The sequence below is a fragment of the Rossellomorea sp. LjRoot5 genome (assembly GCF_964253455.1).
Classification (GTDB): domain Bacteria; phylum Bacillota; class Bacilli; order Bacillales; family Bacillaceae_B; genus Rossellomorea.
Genome location: NZ_CAXUQN020000001.1, coordinates 1,785,129 through 1,805,368, shown reverse-complemented (window position 1 = coordinate 1,805,368; position 20,240 = coordinate 1,785,129). Strand labels below are relative to the sequence as shown.

Sequence of the window (20,240 nt, the reverse complement as noted above, 5' to 3'; positions counted from 1 at the left end):
CTCCTTAATTGCATAGCGCTTTACTATTGGTCAAGTGCTTCTTCAGCCTTACCGTGGTGCCTGTACCTGGGTGTGATGACACTTCTATTTCATCCATGAAATTCTCCATGATTGTAAATCCCATACCAGAACGTTCAAGCTCCGGCTTGGAGGTAAAGAGTGGTTGACGGGCTTCTTCCACATCTCCAATTCCGATCCCTTCATCACGGATGGTCATATCAATAAACCCATCCTCTTCCATGATCACGGAAATATAAACCGTCCCATTCGGTCTGTTATCATACCCGTGAATGATGGCATTGGTCACGGCTTCTGAGACGACGGTCTTGATTTCAGTCAACTCATCCATGGTCGGATCGAGTTGGGCAATAAATGATGCTACAGTCACACGGGCAAAAGATTCATTTTGGCTTAAAGAACTGAATTGAATATTCATTTCATTTCTCATGTCATGCGACCCCCAATCTTTGTAATGCGTTTTCTTCAGACGGTTCAAGACGAATGATCTTAAACAACCCTGACATTTCAAATAATCGGTTTACAGAAGGGGATATCGCACATACCACCATTTCTCCATGCTTTTGCTTGATTTGCTTGTATCGGCCCAAAATGACACCCAATCCGGAACTATCCATAAAGCTTAATTCCTCTAAATTCAAGATGATATGCTTCACATTCTCACTTTCAATCAGACTTGAAGCTTTTCCCCTGAGTTCATCGGCGGTGTGATGGTCCAACTCACCACTTAAACGGACACACAGTACATCTTTTTTGACTTCTAAGTTAATAGCAAGACTCACTATCAGAAAGCCTCCTTCTCTGTCGTATAGTGAGTCATTTCGCTATTCTTTTAGTAAATTCCTTCTCCATGACAAAACTAGAAGGAATTCGTCATAATTAGAGGTTATTTTCTGAGGCCCATTACTTCCCTACCTTCGTAAAAAGACCAAAGGATTTTTTATATAATTCCCACCAGCTTGCCTCGTTTACATTTTTCTTGGCAACGAGAGTGCTTACCACTACTTTTTTTCCTTTATTCATCACCACGACTGTCCCGACTTTGTCTCCTTTTTTAATCGGAGCTTTCAAGTCTTTCGATAAGATGATCTTCTGCTGGATCCCATCTAACTTTTCACCTTTTTGGGTAAGGAGGGATATGGGCTCATCCGTTACGGCATCCACCTTATTTTCCTTACCCTTTGAGACCTTCACCTTAGCAAGAGAATCTCCTTTTTTAAAGAGAGGTTTGGTTGAATACTGATTGAAGGCATAATCAAGCATTTTACTCACCTCATTGTTCCGTTCCTTTGGTGTCGGGGCACCGAACACGACCGCAATCACTCTCATATTGTCTTTCTTTGCCGTCGCCGTCAGGCAATATTTCGCCTCGTTCGTGAAACCTGTTTTCAAACCATCCACCCCGTCATAAAAACGGACTAATTTATTCGTATTCACAAGCCAGAATTTTTTATCAGACCCTTCCCGTAAATAGGATTCATAGCTGCCTGTGAATTTTGTGATTCCATCATATTTAAGAAGTTCCTTCGCCATCATGGACATATCATGGGCCGAGCTGTAATGATCTTTGGATGGTAAACCTGTCGGGTTTTTGAAGTTAGTTTCCTTTAACCCGAGCTCCTTCACCTTTTTGTTCATTTTTTCAACGAATGCTTCTTCACTTCCTGCAATATGCTCCGCCATCGCGACTGAGGCGTCATTGGCCGATCCAATGGCAATCCCCTTCAGCATTTCTTCTACAGACATGCTTTCACCCGGCTCCAGGAAGATCTGTGATCCGCCCATCGATGCAGCGTACTCACTCGCACGCACTTTGTCATCCCACTTGATTTGACCTTTTTCGAGGGCTTCCATGATGAGGGTCATGGTCATGATCTTGGTCATGGACGCAGGTGCCAGCTTTTCATGGCTGTTTTTCTCATAAAGCACCGCTCCAGTATCACGCTCAATCAAAATGGCTGATTTTGCCACGTCGGCGAGCTCCGACTTCTTCTCCTGGGCAAAACCCATAGAAGGAAATAGAAAAGCTGTTAAAACAAATGTCACCACTATATACGCAAAACGTTTCATCCAACTGTCCTCCAATCAAAATCTCGTTATTATTCAATACTCATAGATCCATTTTTTCCAACCGCATCATTTTTATACAATCATTGGTAAAAAGTCATTTTAAAATTTAGTGCGTCGTTTAGCTTCGTTCATTGTGTTTTATTGAAATCATTTCAAGAATCTGTTTTCACACAAAAAAAGCCCCTGCCAAAGAGAAATAATCCCTTCGGCAAAGGCTTCGTTCAAAATTGATAATCAACCCGTAATTTCAGTATGAATCAACGTAGGCGAATCCACATGTTCAGATGTCACTTTGATGCTTTCATATAATTTTTCTTTTACGTTGTCGATGTTTTCGTCGTTGCTGTAAATCGTAGCAAGGGATTCACCAGCATTGACGGCATCCCCGATCTTTTTGCGAAGCTCAAGACCAACAGCCAGGTCGATGACAGAATCCTTTGTCGCGCGGCCTGCTCCAAGCCACATGGCAGCCGTTCCGACTGCATCGGCCACGATTTCAGATACATAGCCGTCCTGTTTCGCTTCAAGCTCGATCTTGTACTTAGCTTGTGGCAGCTTGGATGGTTCATCCACAACAGATGGATCTCCACCTTGTGATTTAAGGAATACCTTGAAATTCTCAAGAGCTGAACCGTCTTCAATCGCTCTTTGTAATAACGCCCTCGCTTCTTCCAAAGTGGATGCTTTCTCCGCCAGGAACACCATGTGGCTTCCAAGGGTCAGGCACAGTTCCGTTAAGTCCTCAGGTCCTTCCCCTTTTAACGTATCGATTGCTTCTTTTACTTCCAGTGCATTTCCGATAGCGTAACCAAGGGGCTGGCTCATATCGGAAATGACGGCCATCGTCTTTCTTCCGACGTTATTTCCGATGTTCACCATCGCTTTGGCAAGGTCCTTTGAATCGTTCAGTGTCTTCATGAAAGCTCCTGCACCGGTTTTCACGTCAAGGACGATGGCATCGGCACCCGCCGCAATCTTTTTACTCATGATCGAGCTTGCAATCAGAGGGATGCTATTGACCGTAGCCGTGACATCACGCAGGGAATACAGCTTTTTATCGGCAGGTGTCAAGTTACCGCTTTGACCGATGACGGCAAGTTTATTCTTGTTCACCAGGCGGATGAACTCGTCGTTTTCGATTTCCACATGGAATCCTTCTACGGATTCAAGCTTATCGATGGTTCCCCCGGTATGACCAAGACCCCTTCCACTCATCTTCGCTACAGGGACACCAACAGATGCCACAAGTGGTCCAAGAACAAGTGTCGTTGTATCACCGACTCCTCCTGTAGAGTGCTTATCCACTTTGATCCCTTCAATGGCGGACAAATCAATTTGATCGCCTGATTCCACCATGGCCATCGTCAGGTCTGCTCTTTCTCTATCGCTCATATCTTTAAAGAAAATCGCCATCGTCAGGGCGCTTACCTGATAATCCGGGATGCTTCCGTCTGTATACCCCTCAACGATGAATTTGATTTCTTCCGTAGATAATTCTTTTCCTTCACGTTTTTTCTCTATTAAGTCAACCATTCTCATTGCCTTCACCCACTCTTCTAGTATTAATCAGCGTTTATAATGATTTCACGATCTCTTTTACATATGAAAGGAAATTGGCACGCACCATCTCCGTTGTTTCCATGACTTCATCATGGGAAAGGGGCTGGTCCAGGATTCCGGCAGCCATATTTGAAATGCATGAAATCCCCAATACCTTGATTCCTGCATGACGGGCCACGATGACTTCAGGAACCGTTGACATTCCGACGGCATCTCCACCCAGGGTACGGGCAAGGCGAACTTCAGCAGGCGTTTCATAAGTAGGGCCGGTATTTCCTACATAGACCCCTTCCTGCACTTCAATGGATAATTTCCCGGCGATTTCTTTCGCTTTTTGACGGAGTTCTTTGCAATATGCCTCTGACATATCCGGGAATCTCGGCCCTAGACGGGAATCATTCGCTCCGATAAGGGGATTGCCTCCCATATTGTTGATATGATCGGTAATCAGCATCAGATCCCCTGCCTGAAAGCTTTCGTTCACTCCGCCTGCTGCATTTGTCACAATCAGCACTTCCACGCCCAACTCTTTCATGACGCGTACTGGGAATGTCACTTTATCGAATCCATACCCTTCATAGTAATGGAAACGCCCTTGCATGGCGACGACTTCCTGTCCGGCCAATTGTCCGAACACAAGCTGTCCCGCATGACCCGCTACTGTTGAAACAGGGAAATCAGGAATTTCCTTATAAGGGATCTTCACTGAGTTTTGGATTTCATCTGCCAGTACACCAAGTCCTGATCCAAGGATCAATCCGACCTTAGGCTGTCCTGTATATTGGTTTTTCAAATGATTTGCTGCATTTTGGATGTTTTCGTAATTCATCTTATTACTCCTTTTCAACGTAAAGAGGAGGTAATGAGCTTTCCGCTTCATCCCTCTCTCCTGCTTGTATTTTTCGTTTTCTTATTTCAATTGCGTCAGGAAGCTTTGTCCGAACTTCGGCATTTTTACATTAAAGTTATCAGCAACCGTTGCCCCGATATCTGCGAATGTTTCGGAGATCGGCAGTTCCTTCCCCTCTTTAAATCGTTTTGAATAAACAAGAAGTGGAACATACTCTCTCGTATGGTCTGTCCCCGGGGCAGTAGGGTCATTTCCATGATCGGCCGTGATGATGAGAAGATCATCTTCCGTCATTTTATCGAACACTTCCGGCAGTCTCGCATCGAACTCTTCCAATGCTTCCCCGTATCCTTTGGGATCACGACGATGTCCATATAACGCATCAAAGTCCACGAGATTCAGGAAGCTGAGACCCGTGAAGGACTGATTGAATGTTTTAATGAAATTGTCCATTCCGTCCATATTATGCTTCGTACGGATAGAATCCGTCACACCTTCACCATTGTAAATATCTGAAATCTTTCCGATGGCGATTACGTCCAGGCCAGAATCTTTCATTTCATTCATGACCGTACGTTCAAATGGCTTCAGCGCATAGTCGTGGCGATTGGATGTCCGTTTGAACTCTCCTGGTTCACCCACGAACGGGCGGGCGATCACACGTCCGACGAGGTATTCCTCTTCTTTCGTGATTTCACGGGCAATCTCACAGATTTTGTACTGCTCTTCAATCGGGATGATATCTTCATGAGCTGCGATTTGAAGAACGGGGTCTGCAGATGTATACACAATGAGAGCTCCTGTATCCATATGCTCTTTTCCCAGTTCCTCAATGATTTCCGTGCCACTGGCAGGCTTGTTTCCAATGATCGTCCTGCCTGTTTCGGCTTCAAGTCTTTGGATCAATTTTTCAGGAAAACCATCCGGGTATGTCTTGAACGGCTTATCGATATTCAGACCCATGATTTCCCAATGGCCGGTCATCGTGTCTTTCCCGACTGATGCTTCCTGCATTTTTGTGTAGTATGCAAGAGGTTTGTCTGCCTTTTCAATACCTGTTACTTCTTTAATATTGGAAAGGCCGAGCTTCCCGATATTCGGCATATTCAATCCATTCACGTGTTCAGCAATATGACCGAGCGTATCTGATCCCTTATCGTTGAACAGTTCTGCATCCGGCGCTTCGCCGATACCGACAGAATCCATTACGATCAAGTGAACCCGTTTGTATGTATAGTTACTCATTATAATAAACCTCCTATATATTAATCCATTTTTTAAAAAAGCGGTTACATTTTCGACCTTCAAACGTATCTTACCCTTATCCACTTTGAAGCAATCGACAGGATTTAACGTCAGAAGTCTGACATCTATATTTTACTTTTCCCTTTCAAAAAAAACAAGAGAGATCCCTTAAAGAAACGTAATTTCTTTATGGAATCCCCCTTCATTCTATTAAGCTCTGGGATGGAATTGCGAATAGACATCCTTTAAGCGTGTTTTCGTCACATGTGTATAGATTTGGGTCGTGGAAATGTCTGCATGACCGAGCATTTCCTGAACCGCCCTGAGATCCGCCCCATTCTCCAATAAATGAGTGGCAAATGAATGACGAAGCGTATGAGGCGTCAAATCCTTCTCAATATTGGCTTTCTTGGCAAGGGCCTTTAAATTCTTCCAGAAGCCTTGTCTTGTCAGCCCTTTTCCATGGTGATTCAGAAACAAATGATCATCACGGTGCTTCTTGCTCCGTAATTTCAAACGTGCATCACTTAAGTATTTCTCGAGGACATCCATGGCCGTCTGCCCGATCGGGATAATCCGCTCTTTGTTCCCTTTTCCGATGCACCGGACAAATCCCATGGTCAAATGGACGTCTTCCAATTGAAGCTGGATAAGCTCGCTTACCCGTATCCCCGTCGCATAAAGAAGCTCAAGCATCGCCTTGTCCCTCATCCCTAAAGGTGTCGATTCTTCCGGGGCTTCGAGTAGAGCTTCAACTTCAGCGATGCTCAGGATCCTTGGGAGTGTCCTCTCGGTCTTTGGTGTCTCGATATGCACCGTCGGATCCTGTTCCGTCGCCTTTTCCCTCAATAGGAATTGATGAAAAGACCTGATCGATGCCACATGACGGGCAACGGTCTTTGAAGATTTCCCCTGGTTTTTCAAATGGCCGAGAAACTGCAGAATATTCACCCTTGAAACGGTGTTCAATTCCGCCACTTCCTCAACCTTCGATAAATATAAAGCATAATTCTTCAAATCGCGTTGATACGACTCGATCGTATTTTTTGCAAGCCCTTTTTCTACTATTAAAAAGTGCATGAAATCTTGAATATGGTCTTCCACACTGCATTACTCCCCGTTCATATAAAAAAATAATAATCGGTCATACCAATGGCTTTCTTCCTCTGTCACGGAAGAATAAACCTTTACCGCTGCTCCCTCTGGCTCATCATATTTGTGATAACCTTCGTATTCTTCGCTTATCCACATGATACCATAGTAAAACAAAATCGTTGAGCCAGTAAATAAAATAAACACCTTAATGGTCTGCCATACCACTTGAACCCCTTTTATCATCCTGTCGTCCTCCATATTCGCTTGCTTATTAATACAAGCTATGACGATTTTGAACCGTTTTATACCTTATGGAGTCAGAAACCGCGAAAAATTCCGGGAGAGTATGAAAAAAGCCTTAAAGAGTATGTATGGGATGTTTCCGATTCTAGAAACAACACAGGGGTCTTTAAGGCTTTCCGGCATCATCTTATTCTTCTGGATCCTCTTCTTTATCCTGACATCTGGAACAAATGCCATGAAAGGTGAGGCGGTGGTCTTTTATTTTAAACTTCCAGTCTCGTTCGACAATCGTTTCCACGTCTTCTAAAAGATCATCTTGAATTTCATCGACAGCTCCACATTCAATGCATACTAAATGGTGATGGAAGTGGGCTGCCCCTTCTTGCCTGAGGTCATATCGCGATACACCATCGCCAAAATTGATTTTATCTACAATTTTCAGTTCAGACAGCAATTCCAATGTACGATATACGGTCGCCAGTCCAATTTCCGGAGATTTTTCCTTAACGAGGAGGTATACATCTTCGGCGCTGAGGTGATCTTCTTCATGTTCCAATAACACGCGTACCGTAGCTTCGCGCTGTGGCGTAAGCTTGTAGCTGGCAGAATGAAGCTGTTTTTTTATTCGTTCAATGCGGCTTTCCATAGTCCTCTCCTCCCTCGTCAATTTCTTTACTATTATATCAAAAAGGGAGGAATAAGCAAAATAAAATAATTATAATCAAAAAAATAAAATGATTCTTATATAAGAATCATTTTATTTGATTTTCCCTATGACCGCTTCCATTAAAGCAGGTGAAAGATAGGCTTCAATACTAGCGGCAATGGTGACGATTCCGATGGCCACCACCATGAAGATGACGTATCTGGACAAAAAAGGGATCATCTGGAACTGCATGGACGACGTCTGCCTCATAAAGATCTTCCGGATCAACGTCAGGGAGAAGTTCGCGCTGATTGCACCTATGAAGATAAATGCCGGAATGATGATAATATTTTGTGGCAGCACGCTCACAAAAGACAATAAAAATCCGCTCCAGCCCATTTGATTCACAAGAAACCCGACAGAAAAGCCAACTACGACACCCTTCATAAACAATAGAACGAAGATGAGGGGCAGCCCGATGATCGAGATCCCGAGGAGCCACATCAATCCGAGATACTTCACATTATGGAGGAAACTTTGACGGAAGAGCTCTTCCGCTGACGTCATGCTTCCATCCTCCATCTCACTAAAGAACTTACTTAAATAGAAATAAAGGTCCTCCTTTTGGGCAAATGATAAAGAATTCACAACAATCGCACCAAAAATGATTCCCATTAAAAACAATGTAATGATAAATAAATAGATTGAGGAATGTGCTTGTACATGTTGAACGAGTGGATTTGAATTTGACATTTTTTTGCGCATCACAGTGCTCCTCCTAGATATCGATTACTAATCTATATGTAAGGTGGAAGACGTTTATTCTATTCTATTGAACTTCCATAGGGATAAACGTATAATCATAGAAACCCCAATGGGAGGAATATAGTATGACCAAACCAAGTTTAATCGAATTCCCCTCCAGGATCGAAACTCCACGCCTTTTCATTCGGCCATGCATGCCCGGTGACGGTACAGACGTGTTTCATGCCATTGCAGATTCGCGGAATGAGTTACAACCATGGCTCCCCTTCGCCCGGAAAGAACAGACCCTTGAAGAGGTGGAGGCAGGCGTCCGGGAATCCTATGCAGATTTCATTAAGAAGACCGATATCCGACTACATATCTATTTGAAAGAAACGAATGAATTCATCGGATCCACAGGTCTTCACCGCATCGACTGGGATGTACCTAAAGTGGAAATCGGGTATTGGCTCAACTCACGGCACACCAAAAAGGGGTATATCGTGGAAGCCGTGGAGGCGTTGACCCATTTCGCCCTACACGACCTTTCCTGTAAGCGTGTGGAAATCCGTTGTGATGAGAGAAACAATGCTTCGCGGAGGGTGCCTGAGAGGCTGGGGTTCCTGCTTGAGGGGATTATAAGGAATGACCATCTTGATAAAAATGGGACGGATGCACGTGACACATGTGTGTATTCTCTAGTTCCTGGAGACCTGGATTAAACATTTCCATCCAAAAAAGCTGGACCCCTCTCAACGGGAGTCCAGCTTTCTTCACATCAACTCTTATTCCCCAACTTCTCCAGTTGCAGATACTGAACCGCATAAGCCGTTTTTGCATCATAAATCCGCTGATCTTTAATGAGCTGCAGTGCCTCTTCCACTGTCACCTCAATCAATTCGACAAATTCGTCTTCATCCGTTTCTTTCGACTCCAAGATGGGATGGATATCGTGAGCGATATACAAGTGAACGAGCTCATCCGCAAATCCCGGTGAAGTATAAAATGAGATAAGATGCTCCAGATTTTCACATCCATACCCTGTTTCTTCTTCCAGTTCACGCAGGGCTGTTTTATCAGGCTCTTCACCCGGCTCAAGCTTTCCGGCAGGTATCTCGATGATGGATTTCTCCAACGCTTTACGGTACTGCTCCACCATCACCATTTTCCCTTCCGGTGTCAATGCGATGACCGCTACAGCCCCGGGGTGCTTGATCAGTTCCCGCTTGGATGTCTTGCCGTTTGGAAGCTCGACTTCATCCACTTGAAGATCAATGATTTTCCCTTGATAGATCGTTTCTGTGTTGATGGTCTTTTCTTCAAATTTTTTCATCGTTCAACTCTCCTTGTTCTGTCATTGCCTTTGTCCTCATACATTTTACCATATCCCATTCGAGGATCGAGGTGAAAACCCTTGAAGGTGATTGCTGAAAAGGACCGGATCATCCTGGTAGGGAAAGCATGGGAAATCAAGGCAAAGCTGAAGGAATATAGTCTAACCTATTCCACTGTGAAAGCATGGATCGACGCCAATCGTTGAATCCGACCGTTTTCTTTGTTTATTCGTCCTCACTTTCGTTAATATAATAGAGAGTGCTAATGTCGAAAGGACGGATACCATGGAAAAAAGACGGATAGGAAACTCTGATTTATTAGTCTCAAAGATGGGACTCGGCTGTATGTCCCTTGGAACCGAAGAAAGCGCCGCGAAGGAAATTGTGCAGCACGCTTTAGAAAATGGAATCAATTATCTTGATACTGCTGATTTATATGACTTTGGGCAAAATGAAGAAATCGTCGGCAACGCCATTCGTGATGTCCGGGACGACATCATCCTGGCCACAAAAGTGGGTAACCGTTGGGATGACGTGGAAGACGGCTGGCGCTGGGATCCTTCCAAATCCTATATCAAGACTGCCGTTAAGGATAGCCTTTCACGCTTGAAAGTGGACTATATCGATCTTTACCAGCTTCACGGTGGGACGATCGAAGATGAGTTTGAAGAAACAATCGAAGCGTTTGAAGATTTGAAGAAGGAAGGACTGATTCGTTATTACGGCATCTCTTCCATCCGCCCGAATGTCATCAAGCGATTTCTAAGTTCATCTTCCATTGATAGCGTCATGATGCAGTACAGCTTACTGGATCGTCGTCCGGAAGAGTGGAGGGATCTGCTGGATGAAAATAAGGTGAGTATTGTAGCCAGGGGACCTTTGGCCAAAGGGCTTCTTTCTGAAAAAATGCTTTCCAAAGCTTCTGCGAAAATGAAGGAAGATGGCTATCTGGACTACTCTTATCAAGAGCTTGAAGAAACACTCAAGTCTATCCATGGGAAACTGGGGGACAACCGTTCAATGAACGAACTTGCCCTGCAATATATTCTCGCTCATGACTCGGTGGGTGCTGTCATCCCGGGAGCAAGCTCCGTTCAACAGCTTCAGGAGAATATCGATGCTGTGAATGCGGGATCTTTATCTTCCGAAGAGCTTGACATGTTAAAACAGTTAACCAAATTATCACGTTATGATCAACATAGGGACTGAGTGACACAAAAATAAGCGGGTCAGGGTTTATTGGTTCCCTGCCCGCTTATTTTTTTCATACCAGCTTAACGCCTTTTTCTCAAGGGTCTTCACAAATTGATCCTTCCCTTGAATGTAGCCCTCCATATCGTGCGGGAACTTCTTTGCAAGCATTGATTTCAGGTCACCATACCGTTTTGCTTCCCCGTTAAATTCCCTCAAATAATCACGAAACGCCAAGTGCCTGACTACATGATCGATTCCATAAGGAAAAATATGAAGATGTACGGCTCTTTCATTCCCTTCTCCTTTATAGAAGTAGCGGCGGTTCTGGATGCCATTCTCTCCCTTTCCCACAAAATGCAGTTGGCTGAATTGATCTCTACGTTCATCAACGCTCTCTAAGCTTGGTACTTCTATCATTATGTCTATGATTGGTTTAGCAGCCAAGCCCGGTACGGAAGTTGAACCGATATGATGGATGGTTGCGTCAGGAAGGAGCTTATTCAGACTGCGTTTTTCTTTTTCAAATTTCTCCTGCCAGTCTGATTGATGGGGTACCACTATCACATCCCTCATCAATCTTTGTAGTTCTTCCAATTCAAATTGCTTTCATTCAACAGCTCTTCGAAACTTTTATTCTTCTCACGCTGTTTTTTCTCTTCAATTTTCCGGAGGCGCTCTTCTTCCTTTTTCACAGACTCAACTTTTTCAAGCTCTGCCTTTTTTTGCTTCAGTTGTTCGAAGAGGTCCCCGTTGATGGAATTTTTCAACGTCAATTCGGCTTCCTGTTTCTTTTTCTTGGACATGTACTGATTCCCCCTATCTGTCATAGTTATAAATCTTTTTTCCACTTTAGTCAAAAGGCAGGCTCAAAAAAAGCCGGTCAAAAGAGGTTCTCTCCCCTTCTAACCGGCTTTCTCCATCAATAGGCTTCGAGTACTACGTCGTCCCCGACGATCAACGTCGCATCCGTGGATGATTGGATATCCTCCACAGAGAAGCCGTTCGCTACTTCGCGAAGCAGTAATCCTTCTTCCGTGACGTCCATCACGGCGCGATCCGTGATGATGCGGTCAACGACGCCTTTTCCTGTCAGAGGAAGGGTGCATTCTTTCAGGATCTTGCTTTCACCAGCCTTATTGACATGTTCCATGATGACGATGATGCGCTGGGCTCCGTGAACAAGATCCATCGCTCCGCCCATCCCTTTGATCATTTTTCCCGGGATCATCCAGTTGGCAAGGTCCCCGTTTTCGGCTACCTCCATTCCACCAAGGATGGCGATGTTGATATGCCCTCCGCGGATCATTCCGAATGACTCCGAGCTGTCAAAGTAAGAGGAGCCCGGAATCGCTGTAACGGTCTCTTTTCCGGCATTGATGAGGTCGGCATCGACTTCATTTTCATCCGGATATGGTCCGATTCCGAGTAAACCATTTTCAGATTGAAGGACAACCTGTTTGTTTTCTGTAATGTAGTTGGCTACCAGCGTAGGCATTCCGATTCCTAAGTTGACATAGAAACCATCTTCAATTTCCTTTTCCGCTCTTCTTGCAATTCTTTCACGCATTTTGGCACGATCCATCCCGTTCCACTCTCCCTTCTATGCTTGTCTCACTGTTCTTCTTTCAATCCGTTTTTCCTGCTCGGCCTGTATCAGACGCTGCACATAGATGCTTGGTGTATGCACTTCATTCGGGTTGATGTCCCCGATTTCAACAAGTTCTTCTACTTCGGCGATCGTCACTTTCCCCGCCGCTGCAATCATCGGGTTAAAGTTCTGTGCCGTTTTATTGTAAATCAGATTCCCCATCTTATCGGCCTTCCACGCCCGGACAAGTGAGAAATCCGCCGTAAAGGCTTCTTCCAGTAAATATTCTTTCCCGTTAAATGTGCGGGTTTCTTTTCCTTCCGCTACCGGTGTCCCGACTCCAGCAGGCGTGTAGAATGCAGGTATCCCTGCGCCACCTGCTCGGATTTTCTCAGCAAGCGTCCCTTGGGGAACCAATTCCACTTCAAGCTCACCTGATAATACCTGACGTTCAAATTCTTTGTTTTCCCCAACATAGGAACCTATCATCTTATCAATCTGCTTATTCTTCAGTAATAAACCCAAGCCCCAATCGTCTATCCCGCAGTTATTTGAAATGACGGTCAGGTTTTTCACCCCTTTTTCCACAAGGGCAAGAATGAGTTTTTCAGGGATTCCGCACAGACCGAATCCTCCAACCATCAATGTTGCTCCATCGTGAATGTCTGCCACCGCTTCGTCATATGAAGTGTATACTTCTTTCATTGTATTCCCTCCTCGAATCTGGATTTTCCCATTCCTTATTTATGAAGTTCAACGACTGTTGCCACTCCCTGTCCCCCACCGATGCAAAGGGTAGCGAGTCCGTTTTGGACGCCTCTCTTCTTCATTTCATGGATCAGTGTCACAAGGATCCGTGTACCGCTGGCTCCAATCGGGTGACCAAGTGCAATGGCTCCCCCGTTTACATTAAGGGCATCCTTTTTGAATTGAAGCTCTTTATCCACCGCCAATGATTGAGCGGCAAATGCTTCATTCGCTTCGATCAATTCCATGTCTTCTATAGTCATCTTCGTTTTTTCCAATACTTTTTTCACGGCGGCAACCGGTCCGATTCCCATGACGCTTGGATCTACACCTGCATTGGCGTTCCCTTTGATCGTCACGAGAGGCGTGATGCCAAGTTCGTCTGCTTTCTTCCTGGACATGACGACAACGGCAGCGGCCCCATCATTGATGCCCGATGCATTACCGGCTGTCACAGAGCCATCTTTTTTGAAGGCAGCCCGAAGTCCCGATAACTTCTCGGCCGTTGACCCTTTACGCGGGAATTCATCCTGTTTGAACACAACCGGATCCCCTTTTCGCTGCGGGATGGAAACCGGGACGATTTCATCATCAAATCGGCCGGATGCTATGGCTGCTGCTGCCTTTTGCTGACTCCATGCAGCGAATTCGTCCTGTTCTTCCCGTGAGAGAGAGTAACGGTCACATAGATTTTCTGCCGTCACACCCATGTGGTAATCATTAAAGGCACACCATAAACCGTCTGATATCATGCTGTCGACGACTTTCTGGTCCCCCATTTTGTATCCTTCTCTTGCTCCCTGCAGCAGATATGGAGCCTGACTCATATTTTCCATTCCACCTGCAACGATGATATCTGCATCCCCGGAAAGGATTGCCTGCGTTGCGAGATGAACCGTTTTTAATCCTGATCCACACACTTTATTAATCGTCATGGCCGGTACCTGTTCAGGCAGTCCAGCTTTGATGGATGCTTGACGAGCCGGGTTCTGTCCCAACCCTGCCTGCAACACATTCCCCATGATCACTTCATCAACATCATTCCCGCTTAAACCAGCCTTCTCCAGGGCATCTTTAATGACAATCGCTCCAAGTTCCGGAGCGGAAATACCTTTTAAAGATCCGTTAAAGCTTCCGATGGCCGTGCGTACTGCACTCACAATGACAACTTCATTCGACATCGTTCTTCCTCCCTTTCTCTTCTGACTGATGTGCTTGCCTATTCATAGCTTATAAAATAGTTCCACTTTAACTCATTCTATGTAAGCGGTTAAATTCCTCTAAATTCGTCAAAAAATTTTTATATTGATTTATATGTCGAAATTTTCTTAAAATGAAAGAGGGAGGAGTGAAATGATGAATTTACCTAAAAAAGCCACGATCATTGAAGTAGGTCCGAGAGACGGCTTGCAAAATGAAAAGAACTTTGTTCCGACGGACGTTAAAAAAGAATTTATCCATCGGTTGAAACAATCAGGTGTGAAAGAAATGGAGCTGACTTCGTTTGTTTCCCCTAAATGGGTTCCACAAATGCAGGATGCCGGTGAGATTGTCGATGCCTGCATGACAATGGATTCACGAGATATCGTTCTTGCACCAAATAAAAGGGGGATCGAGCGGGTATATGAAACAGGATGCCGTTCTGTAGCCGTCTTTGTCGGTGTCAGCGATTCCTTCAATCAAAAAAACATTAATAAAACCACTGAGGAAGCCATGAAAGGACTGGCTCCTCTCATTGCGGAGCTGAAAGAAAAGGGCTATTTCGTGAGAGCCTGCATTTCGACCGCTTTCCACTGTCCATATGAAGGGAAGATCTTACCTGAAGATACTCTTTCCCTTTGTCAGGAATTCGTTTCATTAGGTGTGGATGAATTGAGTGTCGCCGATACGGTCGGACGGGCCAATCCGTCTGAAGCCTATCATCTCTTTTCATTACTAAAACAAGAATTACCCGACACACTGCTTACGGCACATTTCCATGACACCCGTAAGATGGCGCTCGCTAATATCCTTGCGTCGCTCGAAGCGGGAGTCGACCGCTTTGACACAAGTGCAGGTGGACTCGGAGGCTGCCCTTTCGCCCCCGGTGCAACAGGGAATGTTGCGACTGAAGATGTCGTGTATATGCTTGCGGAAATGGGGGTTTCCACAGGGGTTGACCTTGAGAAACTCGCCCTTGCCATCGACGTCGTGAAACCTCATATCAGCCGTCCTGTGGAAAGCGGTTATTATCGCCTTTATGAATTGAATCAGTAGTGCATATGTCCTTTGGATAACCTTTAAGGAGATGAGTCACATGAGCCAAAAACGCGATAAAGGATTCAGTCAAAAAGGCAAACCGAATGCAGATACGGTTTCTAACACCATGGCGAAAGAAGAACTGGATAAAGCCATTCATCCTGCTAAAGGACAAAATGCCAAGTCGTAAGCGTCAGTTCTTATTCACCGTGAAAAAAGTGTCTCTTTTTGAGGCACTTTTTTATTATGCTTTTAAAATTCCTCTTTTTTCCTTCTTTTGCTACAATATGTGTAAACGATGCTCCTTGAGGTGATGATATGCGAAAAAAACTTGCGATTCTGGGCGGTACCCTTTCTTCTATCGGGCTGCTTGGGGTTTATATAACCAATCGATTTATGTATTTACCAAAAAAAGGGGATGACTTCATTCGTTCACGTGAAACGGAATCGACCCGTGTGATCGAAGATGAATATGATTCCCTCCCTAAAGAAGAAGTAATGATCCCTTCCCAGTACGGATATGACATAAAGGCGGTTTTCGTGAACCCCCACCCTCATAAAAAATTTATGATTTTTTCCCATGGGGTGACGGAGAATAAATGGAATTCGATTAAATATATGAATCTGTTCATCAAACAGGGTTTCAATGCCGTGATTTATGACCACAGGCGTCACGGGGAATCCGGTGGTAAGACGACAAGCTACGGGTATTTTGAAAAATTTGATCTGAAGGCTGTTGTGGATGAACTGATCCGTCGTGAAGGAGACGATGTATTCTTCGGAATCCACGGGGAATCGATGGGAGCTGCGACTTTGATCCTCTATGCAGGAAGTGTGGAGGACCGCGCTGATTTTTATATTGCCGATTGTCCCTTCTCTGACTTCGGTGAACAGCTTGCCTATCGTATGCGTGCGGAAGTGAAGATGCCGGCAAAGTTCCTCCTTCCCCTCGTAGACGGTATGCTGAAGCTGCGACAAGGATACACACTAAAGGATTTATCTCCTGTTTCGGTTGTTCAAAACATCCGGAAACCTGTGTTATTTATCCACAGCCAGAATGATGACTTCATCCTGCCTCAAATGACAAAGGATCTTTTCGAAAAAAAGCAGGGGCCAAAGGAGCTCTTCCTCGATTTCCACGGGACCCATGCCCAATCATACAATGACAACCCTGAACAATATGAGGAAGTAATCCAACGTTTTCTGGAGCAGTTTGTACCAACCGACAAGGGAGAGATCTCATGATTCCAACCGATTTCAAATTAAAAATGCAAACCATGTATGGCGATTCCGGTCGAGAGTGGTTATCCCACTTGGCAGGTCTACTGGACTCATTTAAAAAGCGATTCGATTTAACCTACAGTGAACCTTTTTCATTAAGCTATAATTTTGTAGTGCCGGTTCAGATCGGGCGTGAACAGAATGCCGTTTTAAAGGTCGGGTATCCGAACAATGATTTTTCCAATGAGTTTCATGCGCTTCAGGATTTCCAGGGAAAGGGAATGGTGAAGATGCTCGACTGCAGTAAGGAAGAAGGCTGGATCCTTTTAGATCGACTCATGCCGGGACCTTCCCTTCTCTCTATTGAGGATGAAGAAGAGGTCCTCTCTATCTTCACCCATATTGCCAAGGGACTTTGGCATAAGCCTGTCAGTTCTCATTCTTATCCCACGGTTCAATGCTGGTCAAAGGGAATCGGGAGGTTACGGGAACGGTTTAATGGAGGAACCGGTCCCATTCCTCCGGAGCTCGTCGTGAAAGCTGAAGCGCTTTATCCGGAGTTGCTGAATACGCCCACAGACCTCTATCTTCTTCACGGTGATCTTCATCACGGAAACATACTCTACTCCGCTTCTTCCGGTTGGACCGCCATTGACCCTAAGGGGCTTATCGGAGAGCGGGAATATGACTGCATCCAGTTTATGTTGAATGAATGGGAGAAATGGGATGCGCCGTTAGAGCTCCTCCGATATAGAACTGAGACAATCGCGTCCCTGCTTTCCCTCTCTTATGAGCGATTGCTTCAGTATGGATTTTGTCATTCAATTCTGTCTGCTTGCTGGTCTGTAGAGGGTGGACTGGATGGATGGAAAACCGGGGTTTCTTTGGCGGGGATGTTTGAAGAGCTGTTGGCGGAGTAACAGTCTCACCAACCCTCTTCCCCAGGGATTTCCCCTATATCCTGTTGGGAATATTGGTTTTAAGAACACAAAAGCTCCGGTATGCACCGGAGCTTTTGTCCTCTATTCCCCCGGGTACATCAAAAAGTTCATTCTCCCATTGATGATCTGCCCGGGGCTTTTTAATTGGAATGTATTGCTTTGGGAAGAAAAATCGATTTTCAGCTCTTCATCCAGGAAGACCATCTTTGATTTTTCTACGAGAATCGGATAACTGTTCGTGTCGATCTTGATATCTTCACCTTCAACAGGGTGATGGACAAACCACAGGGTAGGAATGCCGCTCATCACACAGCCACAGCCTTCCGTATCATATTTCAGTTTCAGGTGACCTTGTTTGTTTTCTATTTTATCCTGGATCTTTTGGGTTGCTTCGTTCGTTAGTTGGATTTTCATTCGACTTTCCTCCTCTGTCCCTTATCCTATCACATTTCATTTGTTCCTTTTAGAATATTGCTTTTTTACTCTTTTCATCTTACTATCGATAGGGGGGATTCTTTTGTATTTTCTAGAAAGGGTGGGTTTTCATGACAAAAGCTCAAATTAAAGTGAATGATAACGGTTCTTTTCGCGTAAGCGGCGATGTGGAACTGATTGATGCTGACGGAAATGTATTTCCAACGAAACAAGTGTTCACTCTTTGCCGTTGCGGTCTATCAACCAACATGCCGTTTTGCGACGCTTCTCACAAAGGGAAATTTGAATCGTGTGTGCGCGCAGAAAAGGTATTAGACGAAGAGTAAATGAAAAGAGGGACTCCACCCGGGGTCCCTCTTTTTCATTTGGAGATCAGTCGAAAAAGCGAATATCCACAACGCTTGTCAATGGTATATAGTGTACGTCTTCGAACCTGTCTACGACGTGCAGCTTCCCGTCCAACGGGTCGACATGATGAACGGTTCCGATTGATAATTGATGACGGTGCTTTACATAGTGGGTAATCGACACCATCCTGCCAAACTCCATCGCTTCTGCCACGACTTCATTCATCCTGTCCAGTTCCTGCTCATCAAGTTCAATCCTCTTTTCGTGTGTATCTTCCTTTGCCCAATCCCTGAGAAGCTTCACATGCTCGGGGAGCATCATGGATGTCCACTTGATTCTTCCTCGATCGCGGATCAATTCTATTCACCTCCTATTCGCTACGATTTATGTCCGCCCACCAGGCGGGCACGGTGCCTTGCTGTTCCCGCTTCAGTGTAGGAGACGGCGCGGAGAAGGGCCCCTGAACCATATTTATTCCGGATGTGGTCCACTACATACCCGAGTTCCCGTTTCTCCCACCGGTCAGGTTCGAACAGGGAAACCTGCAGCGCTCCGTCCTCTACAATATTCGAAAGGGCGATATTAATTTTCCGTACGGTTTTCCCATTGTAGTTCTCTTCGAATAGTTCCAGGCACACCCGGTACAGATCCATGGTGATATTGGTCGGTTCTTCTATCGTTCGCGACCGGTGGAATCCCCCTCCGAATTCTTCGTGGCTGTAGCCGATTCCGAAGCTCACGGTCCGCCCGGCCTTGCGATGGGTCCGGGCACGTCTCGCGACCTCTTCGCACATTTCTAAAATGACGCGTTTGATTTCCTTTCTCTCCTTATAATCCCGCAGCAGGATCTGACCCTTGCCGAAGCTGACCTGCCCATCCATGATCGGTGCCCCTATTTCGGAGAGGTCCACCCCCCATGCATGGTAATAAAGCTGGTTCCCCATCACACCGAACTTCGCCTCAAGCTTTTCCAGGTCATACTTCGCCAATTGCCCGATGGAGAAGATGCCCATGCGATTGAGGGTCTTCTCAAGACGTCCTCCAATCCCCCACATTTCGCGCAGCGGTGAGAGAGGCCACAGCTTTTCGGGGACGTCTTCATAGGTCCACTCGGCGATTCCCTTTTTCTTAGCGTCAAGATCCAGGCACAGCTTGGATAAGAGCATATTAGGGCCGATTCCAATGGCACAGGGAAGCTGGAATTCCCTTTCCATATCGTCTTTGATTTTGCCGGCGATGGTGGCCGCGTCCCCCCAGAGACCCGTCGCCCCATCAATCTTGATGAAGCTTTCGTCCACGCTGTACGTGTGGATGGCATCCTTTGGCACATAACGATGAAACAGGCGGGTCAGCTCCGTGGAGATCCGGACATACGTCGCCATTTTCGGCTCTACAAGCTGGATTCTCGGGTCGTTTGGAATTTCAAACATCCTCGAACCCGTTTTGATTCCAAAATCCTTCTTCATCCTGGGTGAGGCCGCCAGGACGATGCTTCCCTGCCGACTTTTATCCCCCACTACAGCCAAGTGACATTCAAGGGGATCCAGCCCTTCCATGACAGCCGAACAGCTAGCATAAAAGCTCTTCATATCGATGCACAAAATCTTGTGGTGTGGCAGCACACTGTAATCGACAGTCATATCCTCATCCTCCATCCTACCTAAAAACAGAACAAACGTTCTTGTATAGTATATCTATGATTCTAACCGAATATACGTTCCCT

27 protein-coding genes are annotated in these 20,240 nt (G+C 45.4%); 8 read left to right on the top strand and 19 right to left on the bottom strand.

What is annotated here, in order from left to right; all coding sequences use genetic code 11:
- Positions 1-4: 4 nt before the first annotated feature.
- The 10 genes from spoIIAB to spoIIM all read right to left on the bottom strand — a co-directional run bounded on the left by spoIIAB (position 5) and on the right by spoIIM (position 8,492).
- Entirely contained in the window at positions 5-448 is a 444-nt protein-coding gene (gene spoIIAB, locus ACSQ2E_RS09205) for an anti-sigma F factor (RefSeq protein ID WP_034758205.1), read from the bottom strand.
- A 1-nt stretch (position 449) separates the two neighbouring features.
- On the bottom strand, positions 450-800 hold the full coding sequence (gene spoIIAA / locus ACSQ2E_RS09200) for an anti-sigma F factor antagonist (protein ID WP_435990254.1): 351 nt from the start codon (positions 798-800) through the stop codon (positions 450-452).
- Positions 801-921: 121 nt separating this feature from the next.
- On the bottom strand, positions 922-2,088 hold the full coding sequence (locus ACSQ2E_RS09195) for a D-alanyl-D-alanine carboxypeptidase family protein (RefSeq protein ID WP_435990253.1): 1,167 nt from the start codon (positions 2,086-2,088) through the stop codon (positions 922-924).
- Between the two features lie 234 nt (positions 2,089-2,322).
- Positions 2,323-3,627 carry a pyrimidine-nucleoside phosphorylase gene (locus ACSQ2E_RS09190; RefSeq protein WP_435990252.1) on the bottom strand — a complete coding sequence of 435 codons (1,305 nt, stop codon included), beginning with the start codon at positions 3,625-3,627 and terminating at the stop codon, positions 2,323-2,325.
- Positions 3,628-3,661: 34 nt separating this feature from the next.
- On the bottom strand, positions 3,662-4,477 hold the full coding sequence (locus ACSQ2E_RS09185) for a purine-nucleoside phosphorylase (protein ID WP_435990251.1): 816 nt from the start codon (positions 4,475-4,477) through the stop codon (positions 3,662-3,664).
- 81 nt (positions 4,478-4,558) lie between these two features.
- Positions 4,559-5,743 carry a phosphopentomutase gene (gene deoB / locus ACSQ2E_RS09180; RefSeq protein WP_435990250.1) on the bottom strand — a complete coding sequence of 395 codons (1,185 nt, stop codon included), beginning with the start codon at positions 5,741-5,743 and terminating at the stop codon, positions 4,559-4,561.
- A 210-nt stretch (positions 5,744-5,953) separates the two neighbouring features.
- Complete coding sequence (gene xerD, locus ACSQ2E_RS09175; protein WP_435990249.1) at positions 5,954-6,847, bottom strand: site-specific tyrosine recombinase XerD; 894 nt, start codon at positions 6,845-6,847, stop codon at positions 5,954-5,956.
- Between the two features lie 6 nt (positions 6,848-6,853).
- Positions 6,854-7,081 carry a YqzK family protein gene (locus ACSQ2E_RS09170; RefSeq protein WP_435990248.1) on the bottom strand — a complete coding sequence of 76 codons (228 nt, stop codon included), beginning with the start codon at positions 7,079-7,081 and terminating at the stop codon, positions 6,854-6,856.
- A gap of 187 nt (positions 7,082-7,268) precedes the next feature.
- A complete protein-coding gene (gene fur / locus ACSQ2E_RS09165) occupies positions 7,269-7,727 on the bottom strand; it encodes a ferric iron uptake transcriptional regulator (RefSeq protein WP_034758188.1) in 459 nt (152 codons plus the stop codon).
- Between the two features lie 111 nt (positions 7,728-7,838).
- A complete protein-coding gene (gene spoIIM / locus ACSQ2E_RS09160; RefSeq protein ID WP_435990247.1) occupies positions 7,839-8,492 on the bottom strand; it encodes a stage II sporulation protein M in 654 nt (217 codons plus the stop codon).
- 125 nt (positions 8,493-8,617) lie between these two features.
- On the opposite strand from spoIIM, the gene ACSQ2E_RS09155 reads away from it, so the two are divergent.
- Positions 8,618-9,193 (top strand): GNAT family N-acetyltransferase, encoded by a 576-nt coding sequence (locus ACSQ2E_RS09155; protein WP_435990246.1) that lies wholly within the window; start codon positions 8,618-8,620, stop codon positions 9,191-9,193.
- A gap of 56 nt (positions 9,194-9,249) precedes the next feature.
- On the opposite strand, the gene ACSQ2E_RS09150 is transcribed toward ACSQ2E_RS09155, so the two are convergent.
- Positions 9,250-9,804: an NUDIX hydrolase gene (locus ACSQ2E_RS09150; protein ID WP_435990245.1), complete on the bottom strand. Its 555-nt coding sequence runs from the start codon at positions 9,802-9,804 to the stop codon at positions 9,250-9,252.
- A gap of 81 nt (positions 9,805-9,885) precedes the next feature.
- Between ACSQ2E_RS09150 and mciZ the strand changes: the two genes are divergently transcribed.
- Together mciZ and ACSQ2E_RS09140 are read left to right on the top strand one after the other, a co-directional pair.
- A complete protein-coding gene (gene mciZ / locus ACSQ2E_RS09145; RefSeq protein WP_435990244.1) occupies positions 9,886-10,011 on the top strand; it encodes a Z-ring formation inhibitor MciZ in 126 nt (41 codons plus the stop codon).
- Between the two features lie 79 nt (positions 10,012-10,090).
- Positions 10,091-11,014: an aldo/keto reductase gene (locus tag ACSQ2E_RS09140; RefSeq protein ID WP_435990243.1), complete on the top strand. Its 924-nt coding sequence runs from the start codon at positions 10,091-10,093 to the stop codon at positions 11,012-11,014.
- Positions 11,015-11,041: 27 nt separating this feature from the next.
- Here ACSQ2E_RS09140 and ACSQ2E_RS09135 read toward each other — a convergent pair whose 3' ends face one another.
- The 5 genes from ACSQ2E_RS09135 to ACSQ2E_RS09115 all read right to left on the bottom strand — a co-directional run bounded on the left by ACSQ2E_RS09135 (position 11,042) and on the right by ACSQ2E_RS09115 (position 14,515).
- Positions 11,042-11,593 carry a GrpB family protein gene (locus tag ACSQ2E_RS09135; protein ID WP_435990242.1) on the bottom strand — a complete coding sequence of 184 codons (552 nt, stop codon included), beginning with the start codon at positions 11,591-11,593 and terminating at the stop codon, positions 11,042-11,044.
- Complete coding sequence (locus ACSQ2E_RS09130; protein ID WP_435990241.1) at positions 11,572-11,802, bottom strand: YqkE family protein; 231 nt, start codon at positions 11,800-11,802, stop codon at positions 11,572-11,574. The genes ACSQ2E_RS09135 and ACSQ2E_RS09130 overlap by 22 nt, the downstream gene beginning before the upstream one ends.
- 116 nt (positions 11,803-11,918) lie before the next feature.
- Positions 11,919-12,581: a CoA transferase subunit B gene (locus ACSQ2E_RS09125; protein ID WP_435990240.1), complete on the bottom strand. Its 663-nt coding sequence runs from the start codon at positions 12,579-12,581 to the stop codon at positions 11,919-11,921.
- Positions 12,582-12,599: 18 nt separating this feature from the next.
- Positions 12,600-13,292 (bottom strand): CoA transferase subunit A, encoded by a 693-nt coding sequence (locus ACSQ2E_RS09120; protein ID WP_435990239.1) that lies wholly within the window; start codon positions 13,290-13,292, stop codon positions 12,600-12,602.
- Positions 13,293-13,327: 35 nt separating this feature from the next.
- Positions 13,328-14,515 (bottom strand): acetyl-CoA C-acetyltransferase, encoded by a 1,188-nt coding sequence (locus tag ACSQ2E_RS09115; protein ID WP_435990238.1) that lies wholly within the window; start codon positions 14,513-14,515, stop codon positions 13,328-13,330.
- Positions 14,516-14,690: 175 nt separating this feature from the next.
- Here ACSQ2E_RS09115 and ACSQ2E_RS09110 point away from each other — a divergent pair, with 175 nt between their 5' ends.
- From ACSQ2E_RS09110 to ACSQ2E_RS09095, 4 genes are all read left to right on the top strand, one after another.
- Entirely contained in the window at positions 14,691-15,590 is a 900-nt protein-coding gene (locus tag ACSQ2E_RS09110; RefSeq protein ID WP_435994475.1) for a hydroxymethylglutaryl-CoA lyase, read from the top strand.
- Positions 15,591-15,630: 40 nt separating this feature from the next.
- Positions 15,631-15,762, top strand: coding sequence for a hypothetical protein (locus tag ACSQ2E_RS09105; RefSeq protein ID WP_258261711.1), 132 nt, complete (start codon positions 15,631-15,633; stop codon positions 15,760-15,762).
- A 128-nt stretch (positions 15,763-15,890) separates the two neighbouring features.
- Entirely contained in the window at positions 15,891-16,817 is a 927-nt protein-coding gene (locus ACSQ2E_RS09100; RefSeq protein WP_435990237.1) for an alpha/beta hydrolase, read from the top strand.
- Complete coding sequence (locus tag ACSQ2E_RS09095) at positions 16,814-17,713, top strand: aminoglycoside phosphotransferase family protein (protein WP_435990236.1); 900 nt, start codon at positions 16,814-16,816, stop codon at positions 17,711-17,713. Before ACSQ2E_RS09100 ends, ACSQ2E_RS09095 begins: the two co-directional genes overlap by 4 nt.
- A 102-nt stretch (positions 17,714-17,815) precedes the next feature.
- On the opposite strand, the gene ACSQ2E_RS09090 is transcribed toward ACSQ2E_RS09095, so the two are convergent.
- Entirely contained in the window at positions 17,816-18,148 is a 333-nt protein-coding gene (locus ACSQ2E_RS09090) for an iron-sulfur cluster biosynthesis family protein (protein ID WP_435990235.1), read from the bottom strand.
- Between the two features lie 131 nt (positions 18,149-18,279).
- On the opposite strand from ACSQ2E_RS09090, the gene ACSQ2E_RS09085 reads away from it, so the two are divergent.
- Entirely contained in the window at positions 18,280-18,495 is a 216-nt protein-coding gene (locus ACSQ2E_RS09085) for a CDGSH iron-sulfur domain-containing protein (RefSeq protein WP_034758155.1), read from the top strand.
- A gap of 46 nt (positions 18,496-18,541) precedes the next feature.
- Here ACSQ2E_RS09085 and ACSQ2E_RS09080 read toward each other — a convergent pair whose 3' ends face one another.
- Positions 18,542-18,874, bottom strand: a complete 333-nt coding sequence (locus tag ACSQ2E_RS09080) for a YolD-like family protein (protein WP_435990234.1) — start codon at positions 18,872-18,874, stop codon at positions 18,542-18,544.
- Positions 18,875-18,894: 20 nt separating this feature from the next.
- Positions 18,895-20,157, bottom strand: coding sequence for a DinB/UmuC family translesion DNA polymerase (locus ACSQ2E_RS09075; RefSeq protein ID WP_435990233.1), 1,263 nt, complete (start codon positions 20,155-20,157; stop codon positions 18,895-18,897).
- Between the last annotated feature and the right edge of the window lie 83 nt (positions 20,158-20,240).